The organism is Rhizobium sp. 05L419 (genome assembly GCF_056397845.1).
On the sequence record NZ_JBFTOF010000007.1, the window covers coordinates 57170 to 75283 of the forward strand.

At 59.6% G+C, this 18114-nt stretch carries 17 protein-coding genes; all 17 read right to left on the reverse strand.

The window, feature by feature from the left end:
* Nucleotides 1-26: 26 nt before the first annotated feature.
* Nucleotides 27-563: an NADH-quinone oxidoreductase subunit C gene (locus AC1DMK_RS11365; protein ID WP_477859033.1), complete on the reverse strand. Its 537-nt coding sequence runs from the start codon at nt 561-563 to the stop codon at nt 27-29.
* Nucleotides 560-1063 (reverse strand): NuoB/complex I 20 kDa subunit family protein, encoded by a 504-nt coding sequence (locus AC1DMK_RS11370; protein ID WP_477859034.1) that lies wholly within the window; start codon nt 1061-1063, stop codon nt 560-562. Before AC1DMK_RS11370 ends, AC1DMK_RS11365 begins: the two co-directional genes overlap by 4 nt.
* Nucleotides 1051-1416: an NADH-quinone oxidoreductase subunit A gene (locus tag AC1DMK_RS11375; protein WP_037061949.1), complete on the reverse strand. Its 366-nt coding sequence runs from the start codon at nt 1414-1416 to the stop codon at nt 1051-1053. The genes AC1DMK_RS11370 and AC1DMK_RS11375 overlap by 13 nt, the downstream gene beginning before the upstream one ends.
* Nucleotides 1417-1571: 155 nt before the next feature.
* Complete coding sequence (locus AC1DMK_RS11380) at nt 1572-3011, reverse strand: NADH-quinone oxidoreductase subunit N (RefSeq protein ID WP_477859036.1); 1440 nt, start codon at nt 3009-3011, stop codon at nt 1572-1574.
* Nucleotides 3008-4483, reverse strand: coding sequence for an NADH-quinone oxidoreductase subunit M (locus AC1DMK_RS11385; RefSeq protein WP_477859038.1), 1476 nt, complete (start codon nt 4481-4483; stop codon nt 3008-3010). The genes AC1DMK_RS11380 and AC1DMK_RS11385 overlap by 4 nt, the downstream gene beginning before the upstream one ends.
* An 8-nt stretch (nt 4484-4491) precedes the next feature.
* Nucleotides 4492-6252: a Na(+)/H(+) antiporter subunit D gene (locus tag AC1DMK_RS11390; protein WP_477859039.1), complete on the reverse strand. Its 1761-nt coding sequence runs from the start codon at nt 6250-6252 to the stop codon at nt 4492-4494.
* Nucleotides 6245-6499, reverse strand: a complete 255-nt coding sequence (locus AC1DMK_RS11395; protein ID WP_477859041.1) for a hypothetical protein — start codon at nt 6497-6499, stop codon at nt 6245-6247. The genes AC1DMK_RS11390 and AC1DMK_RS11395 overlap by 8 nt, the downstream gene beginning before the upstream one ends.
* Nucleotides 6496-7959 carry a monovalent cation/H+ antiporter subunit D family protein gene (locus AC1DMK_RS11400; RefSeq protein ID WP_477859043.1) on the reverse strand — a complete coding sequence of 488 codons (1464 nt, stop codon included), beginning with the start codon at nt 7957-7959 and terminating at the stop codon, nt 6496-6498. Before AC1DMK_RS11400 ends, AC1DMK_RS11395 begins: the two co-directional genes overlap by 4 nt.
* A 5-nt stretch (nt 7960-7964) precedes the next feature.
* On the reverse strand, nt 7965-8267 hold the full coding sequence (nuoK, locus tag AC1DMK_RS11405) for an NADH-quinone oxidoreductase subunit NuoK (RefSeq protein ID WP_477859045.1): 303 nt from the start codon (nt 8265-8267) through the stop codon (nt 7965-7967).
* Nucleotides 8267-8767, reverse strand: a complete 501-nt coding sequence (locus tag AC1DMK_RS11410; protein ID WP_037061940.1) for an NADH-quinone oxidoreductase subunit J — start codon at nt 8765-8767, stop codon at nt 8267-8269. Before AC1DMK_RS11410 ends, nuoK begins: the two co-directional genes overlap by 1 nt.
* A 321-nt stretch (nt 8768-9088) precedes the next feature.
* Nucleotides 9089-11464: a phosphoketolase family protein gene (locus AC1DMK_RS11415; RefSeq protein WP_477859047.1), complete on the reverse strand. Its 2376-nt coding sequence runs from the start codon at nt 11462-11464 to the stop codon at nt 9089-9091.
* Nucleotides 11465-11475: 11 nt separating this feature from the next.
* Nucleotides 11476-12651, reverse strand: a complete 1176-nt coding sequence (locus AC1DMK_RS11420) for an acetate/propionate family kinase (RefSeq protein ID WP_477859048.1) — start codon at nt 12649-12651, stop codon at nt 11476-11478.
* Between the two features lie 40 nt (nt 12652-12691).
* On the reverse strand, nt 12692-12982 hold the full coding sequence (locus AC1DMK_RS11425; RefSeq protein WP_477859050.1) for a hypothetical protein: 291 nt from the start codon (nt 12980-12982) through the stop codon (nt 12692-12694).
* Between the two features lie 116 nt (nt 12983-13098).
* The gene (locus tag AC1DMK_RS11430; protein ID WP_477859052.1) at nt 13099-13932 is read right to left on the reverse strand and encodes a universal stress protein; all 834 of its coding nucleotides are present in this window, start codon (nt 13930-13932) and stop codon (nt 13099-13101) included.
* Between the two features lie 474 nt (nt 13933-14406).
* Entirely contained in the window at nt 14407-14760 is a 354-nt protein-coding gene (locus AC1DMK_RS11435) for an EF-hand domain-containing protein (RefSeq protein WP_477859054.1), read from the reverse strand.
* Between the two features lie 168 nt (nt 14761-14928).
* A complete protein-coding gene (locus tag AC1DMK_RS11440; RefSeq protein WP_477859056.1) occupies nt 14929-15342 on the reverse strand; it encodes a hypothetical protein in 414 nt (137 codons plus the stop codon).
* A 62-nt stretch (nt 15343-15404) separates the two neighbouring features.
* Nucleotides 15405-17846, reverse strand: coding sequence for an arylsulfatase (locus AC1DMK_RS11445; protein ID WP_477859058.1), 2442 nt, complete (start codon nt 17844-17846; stop codon nt 15405-15407).
* Nucleotides 17847-18114 lie beyond the last annotated feature (268 nt).

The window sequence follows — 18114 nt, forward strand, 5'->3', positions numbered from 1 at the left end:
AACTTTCCGGCTTAGAGCGGCCTCCCTTACGGAATGTCCCTGGTGGCAAGGTCGGGCTGTGTTGGCGGCGGACCTTCGGCCCCGAAGGGGTTCAGCTTGTCCTTGTAGCCCCTCAGGGGAAAATCCTTGCGCTGGGGGAAGCCCTCGAAGCCTTCCCACATGTAGATCCGGCGCAGATCGGGATGCCCCTTGAACCTGATGCCATACATGTCCCAGGCCTCGCGCTCGTGCCAGTTGGCGGTACGCCAGACCTCAGTGACCGAGGGAACCTGCGGGGGATCGCCAAGCCGGCACTTGATGCGAACCCGCCACCCGTTGGGCAGCGAATAGAGGTGGTATACCGCCTCGAACCGCGGTGTTTCGGGATAGTGATCTACCCCGCAGATGTCCGAGAGGAAATTGAATTGCAACGCCGGATGTTCTTTCAGAAACCGGCAGAACTCGACGATCTTCTCAGGTGGAACGGCAAATGCGTGAATCCCGTGCGCTGCGCCTAGGTCCTCGATGGCTTCCCCGAAACGCCCGATGATCAGAGTGCGATAGACAGACGGCCCCACACTCATGACGCTGCAACCCGATCCAGAGGCGTCCCAGCCAGCGCACGGGACCTCGTGATCTTCTCTTGAAGCAGGAGGAAGCCGTGCATCAGCGCCTCGGGCCGCGGCGGGCAACCGGGCACATGCACGTCCACCGGCACGAAGGTTTCCGCCCCCTGCACCACGGCATAGGTGTTGTAGACCCCGCCCGAGATGGCGCAGGTGCCCATAGCGATGACCCAGCGGGGCTCCGGCATCTGGTCATAGAGCCGGCGCACCACGGGCGCGAACTTCCGCGTTATGGTGCCGGCGATGATCATTACGTCAGACTGACGGGGCGATGGCCGGAAGACCACGCCGAACCGGTCGAGATCATAGCGGGCGCACCCCGCCGAGATCATCTCGATGGCGCAGCAGGCAATTCCGAAGGTCTCGGGCCACAGCGCCGACTTTCGGCTCCAGTTGATCAGGCTGTCGGCCGTGGTGAACAACACGCTGTCGCGGATCGCGTTGTTTACGCCTCCCATTCAAGCGCCCCCTTCAGCCAAGCGTAGGCGAAGCCCACAAGAAGCAGCAATATGAAGATGAACATCTCGACATAGCCGACCAGTCCGATCTCTTTCAGCACGACAGCCCAGGGAAAGAGAAACATCGTCTCGACATCGAAGACGACCAGCAGGATCGCAAGGATAAAGAACTGCACCCTCAAGCGGCCCCCGGCGGCCTCGCCGGCCGCGTCCATGCCGCATTCATAGGGCATGTTTTTCGCGGGATAGGGATTGGACGGGCGCAGGAGCGAGGAGACAAAAAGCGTCGCCCCCGCCACCAGAACAACTCCGGCGATCATAAAAAGAACCGGTAAAAATTCCATGGCAGCCATATCGCACTGCACCGGTCACCCATAGAGCGCTTTCCTCACGCCGCGACCGACCCCGTTCGGGACAGGTAATGCGGCCGCCCTGGGAAGCGATGCGGGCAATCCTTTCTTGAGTTGTCAGTTTATTCCGTCGAGCGGATCATTGCAAATCCAATCGATTAACCACCAAACACCGCATGCTGAGCAAGGCTCAGAAACCACGCCGGAAATAGGCCGATGCCGATGGTGCCGGCGGCAGTGAAGGCCAGCGTGGCGCGCACCAAAGGCGTCAGTGCGGGGTCGAACGTCCTCTCCGGCTCTCGCATGTAAATCACCATGACGATGCGGATGTAAAAGTAGGCGGCGACGACACTCAGCAGCACTGCGATCACCGCCAGCATGACGAAACCTCGCTCGACGAGCGCGACCAGCACGTAGAACTTGGCAAAGAACCCGGCCGTCGGCGGAATGCCGGCCAGCGAGAACAGATAGAGCAGCATCAGAAGCGCCAGCCCGGGATGCGACTTGGCGAAACCCGCATATTCTTCGATAACCTCGCCCGAGAAATCGCCATTGCGCATCATGATGACGGTGGCGAAAATGCCGAGATTCGTGAAAGAGTATATCAGCAGGTAAAGCATCACGCTGGCGATTCCGTCCGCACCGCCGGCGGCCACGCCGAAAATGGCGAACCCGGCATGGGCGATGCTGGAATAGGCCAAGAGACGCTTGAAATTATCCTGTACCAGCGCCACGAAGCTGCCGAGCGCCATCGTCACCACCGCAAGGACCGCGAGGATGATCCAAATGTCCGAGGCTGCGACCAGAGGGTTGAGGAACACCCGCAGGATCACCGCGAACCCCGCCGCCTTGGGGCCTACCGACATGAAGGCGGTGATCGTCGTCGGCGCACCTTCATAGACGTCCGGCACCCACATATGGAATGGAACCGCGCCGACCTTGAAGACTAGCCCCGCGACGATGAAAACCACCGCAAGCAGCAATCCGGGATCAAGCGGATCGCCGGTCGCGGCCGCAGCCATCCCGTCCAATTGCGTTGTGCCGGTGAGCCCGTAGACCAACGAAACGCCGTAAAGGAAAATCCCAGTCGAGACCGCGCCGAGGATTACGTATTTCAGTGCTGCTTCGTTCGACCGCCGCTCACGCCGCAGGAAGCCGGTCAGCACATAGGTACAAATTACCATCAGTTCGAGGCCCACATAGATCGACAGGAGATCGGTCGCCGAGGCCATGATCATCATGCCCGAAAGCGCAAAGAGCAGCAGGACATAGTATTCACTGCTCGCGATCTTTTCGATATCGGCATATTTCCGCGAAAGGAGGAACGTCAGAACGGTGGCTAAGTAGAAAACGAACTTGAAGAAGACCGCGAAGCGGTCGGCGATGAACATGCCCGTGTAGGCCGGCCTCACCTCGCTCGCCAGCATGAGTGTCGCCAAGGCGGCGATCAGAACGACCGCCACAGACGCTGAGACAAGGAAATGTTCCTGTCCCTTTCGCATAAACTGTCCCAGGATCAGCAGGATGCAGGCGCCGGTGATCACCACGATCTCAGGCAGGCTCGCTAGGGCCGACTGGAAAAGCGCGGCGGCGGTCATTGGCCGCTCCCCTTACTGTGCACATGCGTCAGCAGATGCTTCACCGAGGCATCGATGACGTTGAGAAAGGGTTTTGGATAGAGCCCAACCCAAAGCACGAAGACGGCCAGCGGTACGATCGCAACCATCTCACGGGCGTTCACGTCGCGTATCGTGAACCGAGCGCCGACGCTGGCCGGGCCAAGCGCGACTTTCCCATACATGCCAAGCAGATAGGCCGCGCCCAGCAACGCGCCCAAAACGGCGGCCGAGCCGGCGACCATGTTGGCCGCAAACCCACCTGACAGCACCAGCAACTCGCCGACGAACGAATTCGTTCCCGGCAGCGCCATCGACGACAGGGTGAACAGCGCCAGAAACGTGGTATAGACCGGCGCCACCTTCATCAACCCGCCATAGTCGGCGATGCTGCGGGTATGGGTCCGCTCGTAGATCAGCCCGACGAACAGGAATAGGGCGCCCGTCGTCACGCCATGATTGAACATCTGCAGGATGCCGCCCTCGACACCACGGAGGTTCAGCGCAAAAATCCCCAGCGTCACGAAGCCCATGTGGCTGATGCTGGAATAGGCCACCAGCTTCTTCAGGTCGTCCTGCGCCAGCGCGAGCAACCCGCCATAGACGATCGCAAGCACCGAAAGCGCCAGCATCAGCGTCGAATAGTACATCGATGCCTCCGGCAGCATCGGCAGCGAGAACCGTAGGAATCCGTAGGCGCCCATCTTCAGAAGCACTCCGGCGAGGATAATGCTGCCCGCCGTCGGCGCCTGCACATGGGCGTCCGGCAGCCAGGTATGGACCGGCACCATCGGCACCTTGACCGCGAAGGCGATCAGGAAGGCGAAGAACAGCCAAGACTGGACCTGGAACGGCAAATCCTGCGCTGTGAGGGCGAGGATGTCGAAGGTCTCGCCGCCGTTGAAATAGAGTACGATGACACCGATCAGAAACAGGACGCTGCCCGCCAGCGTGTAGAGGAAGAACTTGAACGCCGCATAGACCCGGCCGTCGCCGCCCCAAACGCCGATGATCAGGTACATCGGGATCAGCATCGCCTCCCAGAAGACGTAGAACAAGAACAGGTCGAGCGCGCAGAACACCCCCAGCATCAAGGCCTGCATGCCCAGCAGACAGATCATGAACTCCTTCACCTTGCGGTCGATCGCGACCCAGGAGGCGAGCACGCAGATCGAGCCCAACAGCGCGGTCAGGAAAACGAAGAGCGCACTGATTCCGTCGACGCCAAGGGCATAATGGATCCCGAGCGTGGGGACCCACTGGCGCGTCTCGGTGAACTGCATCTCGTGGGTCGTGGTGTCAAAGCTGGCCAGCATTGCGGTGCAGAGAGTGAGGTCGAGTACGGTCACACCCAGCGCTGTCCAGCGTACGGCATCGTCGCTGCGGAGAAACATCAAAACCGCTGCCCCGACGGCCGGCGTGAATACGATGAGGCTAAGTAGCGGGAATCCCATTGCACCCCCTACCGCCACACCACAGCGAAGACCACGGTGGCTGCGACCACGCCGACGATCATTGAAAGCGCGTAATGGGTCACGACCCCGGTCTGGAGCCGCCGCAGCGCGCCGCCGCCGCGCAGGATCGAGCGGGCGACGCCGTTCACGACGGCGTCCACGCCGGTGAGATCGATCCACAGTCCCGCCCGTGCCGCCCCATAAAGGAAGGGTAGCGCTGCGGTCTCGGACACGTCACTCACCGCCTTTTCGTAGCGTGCCAACGGTTTTTCGGCGAGCCACATGAAGAGCCGCGCTCCCTTGCGATAGAACCAGTCGGTGTCGAGGCTGATCGTGTTCTCGGGGTCGAGCGCCCTGAGGAACAGGACGAATCCCAGGGCGGTGAACATCAGCAGGCCGAGGCTCTCCGTGACATGGAGGCCCGTGTAGGGTTCGAAGTCGACCGGATAGGGCAGAAGCGCATAAAGCGGCTGGGGGAATACCCCGATTGCAATGCAGAGCACCGCCGCCATGCCCATTGCAACCAGCATGTTGCGCGGCGGCTCCCGCGCCTCGAGTTTTCGGTCCACGCCGAAAAACATGTAATACGGCAGCTTGAGCCCGGTGTGCAGGAACGTCCCCGACGACGCCATCGTCAGCGCCAGCACCACCAGCGCCCGATGATCCTGTGCGGCCGCCGCAATCACCATCGATTTGGTGACGAAGCCCGAGAAGAATGGAAATGCCGAGATCGCGAAGGCACCGACCATATAGAGCGCCACGGTCAGTGGCATGGTCTTGTAGAGCCCACCAAGCTCGGTGAGTTTGCGACGGCCGGTGACGTGGATCACCGCACCAGCACCCATGAACAGGAGTGCCTTGTAGAGGATATGCGCGAAGGCATGGCCAGCAGCCCCGTTCACCGCCATCTCGGTCCCGATGCCGACACCCGCGATCATATAGCCCACCTGGCTGACGATGTGATAGGCCAGGAGCCGCCGGCAGTCATTCTCCAGCACCGCGTAGATGACGCCGTAGAGTGCCATCGCGGTACCGAGCCAGACCAGAAGCTCGGTCCCCGGAAACGCCCGCGCCAGCACATAGACGGCTGTCTTGGTGGTGAAAGCGCTCATGAACACCGCCCCGGTGACGGTTGCCTCCGGGTAGGCGTCCGTCAGCCAGGCGTTGAGCGGCGGCACCGCGGCATTGAGGATGAACCCGGCAAGGATCAGGTAGGCGGCCACTCCCATTTGCCCCTCGATCGGGCCAAAGAGAAGCGAACCGGTGGTGAACCCGTGGAGAATGATGCCACCGAGTAGAACGACACCGCCGGTGATATGGACCATGAGATACCGGAATCCTGCGTGGATCGCCTTTTCGCCCCGCTGCGCGAAGACGAGATAGGCAGAGGCAAACGCCATACCTTCCCAGAATAGGAACAGGGTGAGGTAGTCGCCGGCGAATACCACGCCGAGCGCGCTGCCGACGTAGATGAATGCGGCCACATGCTGGCCGGCGCGCGTCAGGTGCAGGGCGTAGACCGTTCCGATCAGAGCCATGATGGTGAAAACGGTCGCGAAGACGATACTCAGTTTGTCGACCTTCGCGATCAGGATTTCCTGCCCGACGAAAGACGCCGCTCCATAGCTGCCCGGATGCATTGCAAGCACTGCGAGGATCGCCAGCGTCGGGATCACCAGCAGATAGATTTTGCGAATTGACCCATTCAGAAGGGGGATCGGCAGGGCGCCGAGAATGAACAGCAGGGTCGGATGGACGAAGTCAGTCATAATAGTCCTCGCGCCGCATGATCCCACCCTGATGTCCGAGGAACTTGGAAACAAAAATCAGCAGCACGCAGGATAAGAATCCGTAGACGGCCGACCAGCCGGGCACGCGGTCCCACAGGTATTCGGCGTGTTCGCGGGAGACCAGGAAGTCGGCGACGACGACCAGGACGAGCACCAGATAGAACAGCCGGCGGCGGCGTGTCGCATAGGCCTCGTTGCCGAAGAAATCGACAATGCGATTGATCATCTGACCACTCCTTGCGCCAAAGCCAGAAAATAGTCGGGGAAGATGCCCATCGATACCGACAGGATGGCGGTTGCGACGAGCGGGATCGTCATCATTGGAATTTCACGGACCGTCGCCGGACTTTCCTGCGCCTCCGTCCCGAAAAAAGCGAGATAGCTAACCGGCAGGAAGTAGGCAGCGTTCAGGATCGAACTCACCAGGAGCACAATCAGGAACGCGATTTGCCCCGCCTCAACTGAGCCCAGCGCCAGATACCACTTGCTGACGAAACCCGCGGTCGGCGGCACTCCGATCATGCTCAGCGAAGCGACAAAAAATGCCCCCATCGTCCAGGGCAGCTTGCGGCCGATGCCGCCCATGTCACTGATATTGCGCTTGCCAGACGCGCAATAGATCGACCCGGCGCAGAAAAAGAGTGTGATCTTTGAGAATGCGTGAGCTGCAATGTGTATGATCCCGCCGACCATCGCGACGGGCGATAACAGAACAGCGCCCAGCACGATGTAGGAGAGCTGGCTGACCGTCGAATAGGCGAGCCTGGCCTTCAGGTCATCCCGCGTCAGGGCGTAGACCGACGCCATCAGGATCGTGAACGAAACCAGATAGGCCGTGGCGATGCCGAGGCCCAGCCCGCTTACCAGCCCGACGCCGAAGACATGGAACACCACCCGCAGAACGCAGAACACGCCCATCTTGACCACGGCCACTGCATGCAAGAGCGCGCTGACCGGCGTCGGTGCCACCATCGCAGCAGGCAGCCAGGCGTGCATCGGCATCACCGCGGCCTTGGCGAAGCCGAAAAGATAGCAGAAATAGACGACCGTCAGCAGCGCCGCCGAGGCATCGACCCCGGCCAGCAGCCCCCCCGCTACAAAGTCGAGCGACCCCGCAATGTGGTAGGTCAGTGCCAGCGCGGCGAGCAGCACGCTTTTCGACGCGCCAATCAAATAGACGAGGTACTTGCGGCTGCCTGTCCACCCCTCTTCGTCCTCATGGTGGTAGACAAGCGGATAGGTGACGAGGCTGAGTACTTCGTAGAAGATCACCAGCGTAAACAGATTGGCGGCGAAGGCGCCCCCGGCGGCCGCGGCGAGGCTGGCGGCGAAACAGGCGAAGAATCGGGTCTGCGCATGCTCGTTCAAGTGCCGCATGTAGCCGATGGAATAGATCGCCGCCACGATCCACAGCAGCGACGAGACGGTGGCGAACACCATGCCGAGCGCATCGACCCGGAAAGCGAAGTCAATCCCCGGCAGGATCTCGAACAGGCGCAATTCGACCGTCCCGCCCGCCAGCACCGTGGGCGCCATCGAGACGACAATCGCGAACATGGCGATCGCGGCCAACGGCGAGACCAGATCGCGGGCTCTCTCGCGGTTGTTCAGAAGCAGAACTGCAAGGGCCGCCAGACCTGCGACGGCGACGGCAAGCAGCGGCCGGATCGATACAACCGGGTCCAAAGCCGCTATCCTTTCATCGTGGTCACGTCGTCGACCTTGAGGGTGGATTTGTTCCTCACGAGGGCGACCAGGATACCGAGGGCGACGGCAACCTCCGCCGCGGTGATTGCGATGACGAAGATCGCGAAGATCTGCCCGCGGAAATCGGCGTAGTAACGCCCGAAAGCAATGAAATTGATGTTGACCGAGTTGAGCAGCAGCTCCAGCGACATCAGGACGACCAGAATATTGCGCCTGAGCAGCACACCCCCCGCTCCGATCACGAACAGGACTACTCCGAGCACAATATACCACCAGAGCGGAACCATCACCCCTGCTCCTTCCGCGCCAGTACGATGGCGCCGACCAGGGCCGCCAGCAGGATTACGGAGGCGGTTTCAAACGGCAGGAGATAGTCGGCGAAAAGTGCTGTGCTAAGCTGCCTGACGCCATCGCCGCCGCCCATGGCAACGGGCTCCATGACCGAAAAGCGGTCGCTCCAGAGCACCAGCACGAGCATCTCGACCCCAAGCAGGACGAGCAGCACCAGAGCCGGCAGGTTGCCCCCCGGCAAGAACCGCTGCAACACCGCTTCGCGCACATCGATCATCATGATCACGAACAGGAACAGGACCATGATCGCACCAACATAGACGAAGATCTGGATGACCGCGAGCAACGGCGCCTCGAGCAAGACGAAGATTGCCGAGACCTGCAGGAAACACGCCATCAGCGCCAATGCGCTGTGAACCGGATTGCGCGCCAGGACCACCGTCAGGGCCGTGATCACGGATACCGTAGCGAACAGAAGAAAGAACCCCTGATCCATCGACGCCGACCCTCCGACGCGAACTGTCACTCGGCGCGAGACGGCCGGATTTGCGATTGCGCCGCAACTTCAGATGCCTTCACAAATTGTGCCCTAGTATCGGATTTTTCACAAGATTATTGTCATCGGCGGAGCAAAACCAAGCCAATCCGGATGTCGCGACGGCCGCTCGCGAAGCACGCTTTCTCGATAGCGCCATAGGAGCGGGGATCTAGCGTGGCTGTTAGGGTCAGATGGTTCCGGATCCAAAGCCTCGCATCCGAAGAAAGCGATCTGTCAGTGCCATGGAACCTGCCGATTGTAGAGGCAGGTACGCGAGGCTCATCGCCGCCATCTCCAACCTGCGATCTCGGGCATGTCCTCCCCAAACTCCCGGATGAAGGCAGAATGCTGAGCGAGCTTCGCTTTTAGCTTGTCGATCACCCCTGGCACCTTCGCGGGGAGACCGGGAATGCGCGCGATCGCCTCCAACGCGAGGTGATATCGGTCGAGCTGGTTCAGAACGGCCATGTCGAACGGTGTCGTTGTCGTTCCCTCCTCGATGAAGCCTCGGACATGGATGTTGCCGTGGTTCGTCCGCCGGTAGGTGAGGCGATGGATCAGATACGGATAGCCGTGATAGGCGAAAATGACAGGCCTGTCGGTCGTGAACATCGCGTCAAACCGCTGGTGACTTAGACCGTGCGGATGCTGGTCCGTATCCTGCAAAGCCAGCAAGTCGACGACATTGACGGTTCTGATCTTGAGCTCGGGAATCGCCTCATGCAGGAGCATGACAGCGGCGAGCGTTTCCATTGTTGGAACGTCGCCCGCGCACGCCATCACAACGTCCGGGGCAATGGCATTATCTTCGTAACTGGCCCAGTCCCAAACGCCAACGCCGGCTTCACAGTGCTGAACCGCCTCGTCCATCGACAGGTATTGGGACTCTGGCTGTTTTCCGGCAACGATGACATTAATACGATTGTAGGTCCGCAGGCAGTGGTCGCCTACCCAAAGCAGTGTATTGGCGTCCGGCGGGAGATAGATGCGGACGATGTCAGCTTTCTTGTTGGCGACGAGATCGACGAAGCCGGGGTCCTGATGAGAGAAGCCATTGTGGTCCTGCCGCCATACATGCGATGTCAGCAGATAGTTCAGAGAGGAGATCGGTTGGCGCCACGCAAGTTCCTTCGAAACCTTCAGCCACTTGGCGTGCTGGTTGAACATCGAATCGACTATGTGGATGAAGGCTTCGTAGCACGAGAAGAGGCCGTGCCGTCCTGTCAGGAGATAGCCCTCAAGCCATCCCTGGCATAGGTGCTCGCTGAGTATTTCCATGACACGACCGTCTCGGGCGAGATGAACGTCATAGTCCTCGATTTCTTGCATCCACACCCTGTTGGTTTCTTCGAAGACGCTTCCCAGCCGGTTGGACTCCGTTTCGTCGGGACCGAAAATCCGGAAGTTCTTGGTACTCGCGTTCAATTTCAGGACGTCGCGCAGATATCTTCCCAGGATTTCGGTCGACTGGACCTGCTTGGAACCGGGCTCGCCAACTTCGATCGCGTAGTCTTCGATGTGTGGCACGACAAGGTCTTGGCGCAGACGGCCACCGTTGCCGAAGGGGGTTGCGCCCATTCTCTTTCCTCCGAGCGGCGCAAGTGCTCGAAGCTCTGGTTTCAGACGGCCCGTGTCATCGAAGAGGTCATCGGGATCGTAGCTCCGCATCCACTCTTCAAGGATCTTTCGATGTCTATCGTCGCCCCGGCAATTCGCGACCGGTACCTGGTGCGCTCGCCAAAACCCCTCGACCTTCTTCCCATCGACTTCCTTGGGACCGGTCCATCCTTTTGGGCTTCGCAGAATGATCATCGGCCACCGCGGAACTTCGGCAGATTCCACGCCCTCGCGGGCGTCGCTTTGCAGACCACGAATTAAGTCGAACGCCTCGTCGAACGCATGTGCCATCTTTCGATGCATTTCGGCAGGCTCGTGCCCCTCCACGAAGATCGGCTGATAGCCCAATCCCCAGAACAGGCTGTTCAGATCGCCATCGCGCGTTCGCGCAAGCACCGTCGGATTGGCAATTTTGTAGCCGTTGAGATGGAGTATGGGGAGAACTGCTCCATCGCGCGCAGGGTTGAGAAACTTTGTGGAGTGCCATGCCGCGGCTAGGGGGCCGGTTTCTGCCTCTCCGTCGCCGACCACGCAGGCGACAACGAGGTCAGGATTATCGAATGCCGCTCCGAATGCGTGGACGAGAGCGTAACCCAGCTCACCGCCCTCGTGGATCGAACCGGGCGTCTCGGGCGCCACATGACTTGGTATGCCCCCTGGGAAGGAGAATTGCTTAAATAGTTTTTGCATACCTTCGATGTTTTCGGTGACCTCGGGATAGACCTCGCTGTAGGTGCCTTCCAGATAGGTGTTCGCTACCATCCCTGGGCCACCATGGCCGGGGCCGCAGACATAGAGTATGTCAAGGTCTCGTGCCTTAATCACACGGTTGAGGTGCGCGTAGATGAAGTTTAATCCCGGTGTGGTTCCCCAGTGACCAAGTAGCCGTGGCTTGATGTCCTGCGGCTTTAGTGGTTCGCGCAGCAGTGGATTGTCCACCAAGTAGATCTGTCCGACCGATAGATAGTTGGCCGCGCGCCAGTAACGGTCGATGAGCTGCAGTTCGGAATCGGCAAGCGTTGGCTCGTTGGCTGGCATGACCGCGCTCCTCAAAGTCTATGTTGCCTGATGACGGCGAGCGCCTCGTCAGCGATGACTTGCTCCTCATCCGTGGGGATGACGAAAACCGATACTCGGCTACGCCGTGCGCTAATGACAGTCGCGTTAGCCCTGTTGGCAGACTCGCTCAGCAGAAGCCCCGCCCAGGACAAGTGGCGTTCTACTCCCCTGCGAATTTCTGGCTGGTTTTCTCCGATGCCGGCCGTAAATACCAGTGCGTCGATCCCACCTATGGAAACTGCCAGGCGGCCGATCTCGCCCGCTATCCTAAAGCAAAACAGATCGAGCGCTTCTTTCGCCTCGGGGCGGAACTCCCTTATGAGCGTTCGGGTGTCTCCGCTTATACCCGATACGCCAAGAAGCCCGCATCGGTGATAGAGGAAGTCCTCCAGTTGGTCGGCGTCGGGAAATTCCGTCCGAAGCAGGTGGATGAGTACGCCGGCATCGATCGCACCTGGTCGCGTCGCCATGGGAATCCCGTCGAGGGCAGAAAAGCCCATGCTCGTATCGATACTGACGCCGTCGACCATGGCGCAGAGACTGGCGCCACTCCCCAGATGCGCGCAGATCACCCTGCCGCCGCCCATATCCGGCGCAAGTTCTTTGAGCTGGGCGACGACATGCTTGTAGGAAAGGCCGTGGAACCCGTAGCGGCGTATTCCTGCGTCGTGCATAGCGCGCGGGATTGCCAGCCTGGTCGAGAGGCTGCACTGGGAGGAATGGAATGCCGTGTCGAAGGATGCCGTCTGTACTACAGATGGATGCAAGCACTGGACCGCGTGAATGACGCGAAGCGCCTGGGGTTGGTGGAGAGGGGCCAACGGCGTCAGGCTCCCGATCTGCGTGAGCGAGTTATCGTTCACAATCGCAGCACCGTTGAAGATAGACCCGCCATGCACGACGCGATGACCGAAAAATCCGATCTGGCATCCGGCTGGAAGCATATGATCGAGAACGTGTGAGATAAGGCGTTGACCAATCTGATCTACGCCTGGCAGTTCGATTTCCTCCAACTCGTCGCCTATTATGCACTTCAGCCTCGGGTGCCCGCCTAAGACGACGGTGCCTCTACCGATTGGCTTTGCGTATCCTGCAACGTTCTCAAAAACGCCGATTTTGAGCGTTGATGAACCAGAATTGAAGGCAACTCCAACTTCCTTGACCATGCTGACCTCGCTTGGGCAGATTCTGGATATTCGAACCCGCCTATGTTGCGCGAGCCTTCTCGAGGGCGGCCTCGAGGAGACCCATTGCGTATTCGGCGGTAGCTTTGTGATCGTCGGCACAGAGCTTGAGTGACCGGCAGTTTTCTTCCAGGTTGTGCAGCACCAGTCGCCGGACTTTCGAAATGACCGACGCGTGTTTCTCCCTCATGAGCTGCTGCAGGCAGGCCACTGCGATCACTTCGTAAACCAGCAGCTTGCCTTCGATTTCGCCTTGGGTAGGAATCGCCAAATGTTCACTTCCGCTTTTGGAATCCCTGTCAGTCGAGAGCATTTTATTTCTCCTTTTCGATGACGGTGTTTTCGTCTGGATCGAGTGCACGCCTCAGCCTCCGAAGAATGACGGCCCGATCAACGCCGGGGCTTGAGGGGCGGACGAGGGGTTCGTGCTCACCTCGATAGGAAAAGCGGAATTTGGCTGTCCTTCAGCATAGATCGGGTCACCCCGCCGAAAAGTCGTTGTTGAATCCGAGGATGATTATAGGCTCCCATCACCACCATGTCCGCGGAGACGTCCATCGCGTGCTGGCGCAGCGTCTCGTCCACGCGGCGCCCACCGCTTGCGATACAGTCCACTTCGACCTTGACGCCATGGCGGGCGAGGAACGCTGCGATGTCGGCTCCTGGTTCCTCACCGTCGGCGAAGCTAGTCGCCACAGGGTCTACAAGTGTCACGTGGACGGCTTCGCAGTCTTTGAGGAATTCCATCGACTGGCGCGTTGCACGTGCCGCCTCTTCGCTCGAGTCCCACGCGAGCAATATCGATTTTGGAACCGCAACCACAGACTGCATGCGGGGGTTGATGAGAATTGGGGTCGGCGACTGGAATAGCGCTCCGTCGACCACGCGTCGCTGCAATTCCTCGTTGCCCGCGGCCTGTGGGCCGATGAGCACTAGATCGCCGTAGAGCGCGTGTTCGGCGATGTCTTCGTCTGCCCAGGCGAACTCGGTGTAAATCTCTTGCACGTCGAAGGACAGCTCTGTCCTTTCCAAGGTTTTACGAACCGCCGTCGTCTCCTCGGTAAGGCGGTCAATTTCTCTCTGCTGGCTTTCGAGCCAGCTCGTAGAGATCGCTTCGTAAGTTGCAATCGCCGGGACCCTACCCATGCAGACGACAAGAGCGGTCATATGCGCACCCTGAGCTTCGCAGAAATCGATGGCCGTCTTGAGGTCCTGGTTCCACTGGCCGACGCCAAAGACACATATTACGGTTTTGATGTTCATCACGCTGCGCTCCCTATTTGACGAGTGCAAGTGTATTACATCCAGGAGCCGCTCGCTTTGATGCTCGTCAAAGTCCTGTCTCTAATTTAGGTTCATCAGGAACGGTAGCTAGACCTGTCTTATGGCCCTCCACATTCGAGTAGGCACCAGTCGTCATCATGTAAGCTCCGGACAATGCCGCGCCAAAAGCGGGCTGGGGGGTGGGAAGTACAGCAGGGCCTGGGCTGTGCCTGCGGACGACGATGCCCATCGGCCCCTTGGTCTAGGCGGCGAGATGTCCTGCAACGAGCTCTACTGCCTGTCTGGTGCCTTTTCGACCGCATGGAGTTGCCGGGAGACGTTGAGCCATGGGCGGCGGCGCAGTAAATTATCGCCGAGATCCTTCACAAATGTCTCCACGACCGCTTCGGATCATTGCTTTTTGGACTCTCCCGTTTGGCGGGTGAGCAATTGTTCGCCCGCCAGATCCTCGGCTTACTTCTGGTGCATGAAGGATTCCAGCTCGTCCGGCGTAACCTTGCCATCCTTGTTCGCGTCGACCGCGTCGAATATCCGTTTGTGAATCGTCGTCACTTCCTCGAACGAAAGCGCGCCGTCTTCATCGGCATCAGCAATGATGAACATGATCGTCATCATGTGACCACTCATTGGACCGATCATGCCCGGCATCGCGTCCGATCCATCGTCCGGCGTGGTTCCTCCACTCTGGATCGCCTTTTTTCCGCCGTCGGAATGCTGGCCATCCTTGGTATGAGCATGCGCGATGCTAATTGCAACGACGGCTATGAAGATGGCCAGCAGGCCAACGGGCAATTTGAACATGGACATTGGCTGTCCTCCTTCCTTGCACAACGCACTCCGCACCTGCGAGGTTTGTTTGAATACGACGAGTGCCGATTTGCCGCGTTGAGATATGTCAAAGATGGCCACAATGCTCATCTCGATGTCGTGAAGCTTGCTCTGGATAGTCTTGCGTGTTGTGAGCAAACGATATCGCTAGCGGTCTGCGATGCGGGTCGACGCCAACCCGCACGCTACACACCAGACGCCCAGCGCGATGTGCCCCGCGACAACAGGCCAGAAAGCGATCCCGGAGGTACCGTGGCGAAGCCACTCAAGAACAAGTATTGCGACCACGGCGAAGTTGTAGAACAGCATCGCTGTCACCAATCCCTTTGCCGCCTTGGCTGTCACGTCGCCCCGCGCAAGCCAGCATGCGACCGCCAGACTGAGCACAGCAGCACCAGCGATACGGGCGGCCGTCGTACCGACAGGCGTATCTGGCACGGCCCCGAGCAGCACTTGAACCAAGAGAGCGGGTGCCAGCAGCAACACCAAGCCCGTCGCGGCTTCAATCACGCCCGTTACCGAAAGCAGCAGCTTGGAATTCGCTCCCAGGGTTCCAGGCATTTCGCCTCCTTGAACGCTTCGGCACATGCGTCGCAAGCCCGACGGCGTGGGCCTCGTTGCATCTATTGCCCGAGCTTGAAGGTCAGCTTGTCGATTTGGCCGGAGAACTTGAACGGAGCGTCGTAACGATACTCGACCATGGCGACCCCCGTGCGGGTGTCTTGTCCGACATCGAAGCTTTCGTCCTCCGGAAAGGTAACCGGGACCGTATGTTCCAGCGAGTTTGTCGCCACCTCCTTGCCATCCACCGACAGGACGCCGCTACCCCCTTTGCCGAGGCCGGGACCATCGGACTTGAACTCGAAGACGATTTGATGCTTGCCAACTTCCAGTTCCGGCCCTTCCCACATCGTGCGCTTGAGGTCGAGAAGGTTGTAGAGAAACACGACCCTGCCTCGCCCGACGCCGAAGTCGCCTTTGCTGAGGAACAGGCCGTAGCCGCCGAACCTTCCGCCCTCCGTCACGATCATGCCGTCCGCCCCGCCTTCGGGTATCTCGACGTCAGCCGTGATCGTAAAGGATTTGTTCAAAATGCTCGGTGCGGCGCTAGCCGGCACACCGCTCAATTCGCCCGAATAAGTGAACTCGGTTCGTCCCGCCGTAAGGTTCGGGCGCGGCGTGTTCCAGCGGGCAAGCGTCGAATTGTCCAGCGGCAATACATTGTATTTCTTCGCCTCGGAATAGAAGAGGTCCTGCATTTGCTTGAGCTTGTCCGGCATCTTGGCGGCAAGGTCGTTGAACTGTGTGGGATCATCATCGACGTTGTAGAGTTCCCAGTTGTAGCCGGTGATGACGTCAGGCGGCGTCGCGGTACTCAATTCCCATGGTCGGGTTGCTGGCGTCGTCGCTGCCACCCAGCCATTGTCGTAAATGGCTCGGTTGCCCAGCATCTCGAAGTATTGCGTCGTGTGTCGGGTGGGGGCGTCGGCGTTTGCCTTGTCCCACGTATACATCATGCTTACCCCTTCGACCGGCTTCTGCTCGATGCCATTGATTGTCTCGGGTGTCGGGATGCCGGTCGCTTCGAGGATGGTTGGCACGATGTCGATCACATGCGAGAACTGGCGGCGGATGCCGCCGACGTCAGTGATGTGGCCGGGCCAGGACATGGCCACCCCTTGCGAGGTTCCGCCGAAGTGGGACGGCACCTGCTTGACCCATTTGAATGGTGTGTCCATCGCCCACGCCCAGCCCGCCGCAAAATGCGGGAACGTCCGTTCCGATCCCCAGAATGGATACCAGAGCAGTTGGTCCTTCACAGGCACGGAGACTCCGTTGAAGGTGGTGAACTCGTTCGGCGTGCCGTTGAGCATGCCTTCGGCGCTCGCGCCGTTGTCGCCGCCGATATAGATGATCAGGGTATTGTCGAGTTCGCCGAGGTCATCGACGGCCTGAATGACGCGGCCGATCTCGTTGTCGGCATAGGCAAGGTAAGCGCCGTAGACATCCGCCTGCTTGATAAAGAGTTTTTTCTCTTCGAAGTTCAAAGTATCCCATTCCGGCAGCTCCTTGGGCCACGGCGTCAGTTGGGCGTTCTCCGGCATGATACCCAGCCGTTTCTGGTTGGCGAAGATCGTCTCGCGCAGCTTGTTCCACCCCTCGTCGAAGAGGTGCATGTTGCCAATCTTCTTGACCCATTCTGGAGTGGGATGGTGCGGCGCATGGGTAGCGCCCGGTACGTAGTAGACGAGCCAGGGCTTGCCGGGTGCGATCTCCTTCAATTGCTTCATGTACTGGATGGCTTCGTCAGCCATCGCGGTTTCCATGTTCCAGCTTGGATTGCCCTCGAAGGGGTAGATGGCCGTCGTGTTGCGGTAGAGGTTAGGCTGCCATTGGCTTGCGTCACCACCGACAAATCCGAAGAAATATTCAAAGCCCATTCCTGTCGGCCATTGATTGAACGGACCTGCCTGGCTGGACTGATAAGAAGGGGTGTTGTGGTTCTTGCCGAACCACGACGTCGCATAGCCATTCTCCTTGAGGATCGTACCGATGGTGCCTTTCTCAACTGGAATAATCGAATCGTAACCCGGATAGCCCGTCGCAATTTCGCCGACCACGCCCGCACCGACCGAATGGTGGTTTCTTCCCGTGATCAACGCAGCCCGCGTTGGCGAACAGAGCGACGTCGAGTGGAAATTGGTGAAGCGGAGCCCCTGGCTCGCAATGCGATCCATTGCAGGGGTGGGAATGACGCCGCCGAAGGTGCTTGGTGCACCAAATCCCTGGTCGTCAGTCATGATCAGCAAAACGTTGGGTGCGCCCTTTGGCGGCGTGACGCGCGGAGCCCACCAGGGCTGCGATTCCGGGGCCTTCTCCTTGATCACCCCACCGAATTTCGGTGTGGGCGGCGGAAGCTGCTTGCCGTCGAGGGTAATCGTGGCCCCCGGTGCGCCGGTTGCCGACTGGGCGAATGCCGCCGGGCAACCAAACGCGGTCAAGGCCGTGAAACCCAACGCGGCAAGTACGCCGCTTGAGATGCGCAATACGCTGTAGCGACGCATGGAATCCCTCCTCTCGGCCAAGCGGAGCTGCGTCAACCAAGAAGCACAGAACCAACTCGTGCAAGCACAACGGTTGGAACGCAGGAGGCGTCTGGCCAGAATGAACAGGAGCAACGTTGGCAGCGCTTCCATTCCAGGACGCATGCAACCCTGGGGAGGGTGCCCGAATACCGTCTGTCTGTATAGTAAAATACCGTATGATACGGTCCGCTTTGGGGGCCACAACAAGACCGGGCCGGCCCTCCAGAGCCGATTCGGTTCCACCAAG

Bases quoted from the DNA above. Each gene is read 5' to 3' on its own strand.
- AC1DMK_RS11440 (WP_477859056.1), bottom strand. From the start codon at position 15,342: ATGCCTGGAACCCTGGGAGCGAATTCCAAGCTGCTGCTTTCGGTAACG.
- AC1DMK_RS11430 (WP_477859052.1), bottom strand. From the start codon at position 13,932: ATGAACATCAAAACCGTAATATGTGTCTTTGGCGTCGGCCAGTGGAAC.
- AC1DMK_RS11370 (WP_477859034.1), bottom strand. From the start codon at position 1,063: ATGGGAGGCGTAAACAACGCGATCCGCGACAGCGTGTTGTTCACCACG.
- nuoK (WP_477859045.1), bottom strand. From the start codon at position 8,267: ATGGTTCCGCTCTGGTGGTATATTGTGCTCGGAGTAGTCCTGTTCGTG.
- AC1DMK_RS11445 (WP_477859058.1), bottom strand. From the start codon at position 17,846: ATGCGTCGCTACAGCGTATTGCGCATCTCAAGCGGCGTACTTGCCGCG.
- AC1DMK_RS11410 (WP_037061940.1), bottom strand. From the start codon at position 8,767: ATGGATCAGGGGTTCTTTCTTCTGTTCGCTACGGTATCCGTGATCACG.
- AC1DMK_RS11395 (WP_477859041.1), bottom strand. From the start codon at position 6,499: ATGATCAATCGCATTGTCGATTTCTTCGGCAACGAGGCCTATGCGACA.
- AC1DMK_RS11425 (WP_477859050.1), bottom strand. From the start codon at position 12,982: ATGCTCTCGACTGACAGGGATTCCAAAAGCGGAAGTGAACATTTGGCG.
- AC1DMK_RS11380 (WP_477859036.1), bottom strand. From the start codon at position 3,011: ATGACCGCCGCCGCGCTTTTCCAGTCGGCCCTAGCGAGCCTGCCTGAG.
- AC1DMK_RS11435 (WP_477859054.1), bottom strand. From the start codon at position 14,760: ATGTCCATGTTCAAATTGCCCGTTGGCCTGCTGGCCATCTTCATAGCC.
- AC1DMK_RS11365 (WP_477859033.1), bottom strand. From the start codon at position 563: ATGAGTGTGGGGCCGTCTGTCTATCGCACTCTGATCATCGGGCGTTTC.
- AC1DMK_RS11415 (WP_477859047.1), bottom strand. From the start codon at position 11,464: ATGCCAGCCAACGAGCCAACGCTTGCCGATTCCGAACTGCAGCTCATC.
- AC1DMK_RS11420 (WP_477859048.1), bottom strand. From the start codon at position 12,651: ATGGTCAAGGAAGTTGGAGTTGCCTTCAATTCTGGTTCATCAACGCTC.
- AC1DMK_RS11385 (WP_477859038.1), bottom strand. From the start codon at position 4,483: ATGGGATTCCCGCTACTTAGCCTCATCGTATTCACGCCGGCCGTCGGG.
- AC1DMK_RS11375 (WP_037061949.1), bottom strand. From the start codon at position 1,416: ATGGCTGCCATGGAATTTTTACCGGTTCTTTTTATGATCGCCGGAGTT.
- AC1DMK_RS11390 (WP_477859039.1), bottom strand. From the start codon at position 6,252: ATGACTGACTTCGTCCATCCGACCCTGCTGTTCATTCTCGGCGCCCTG.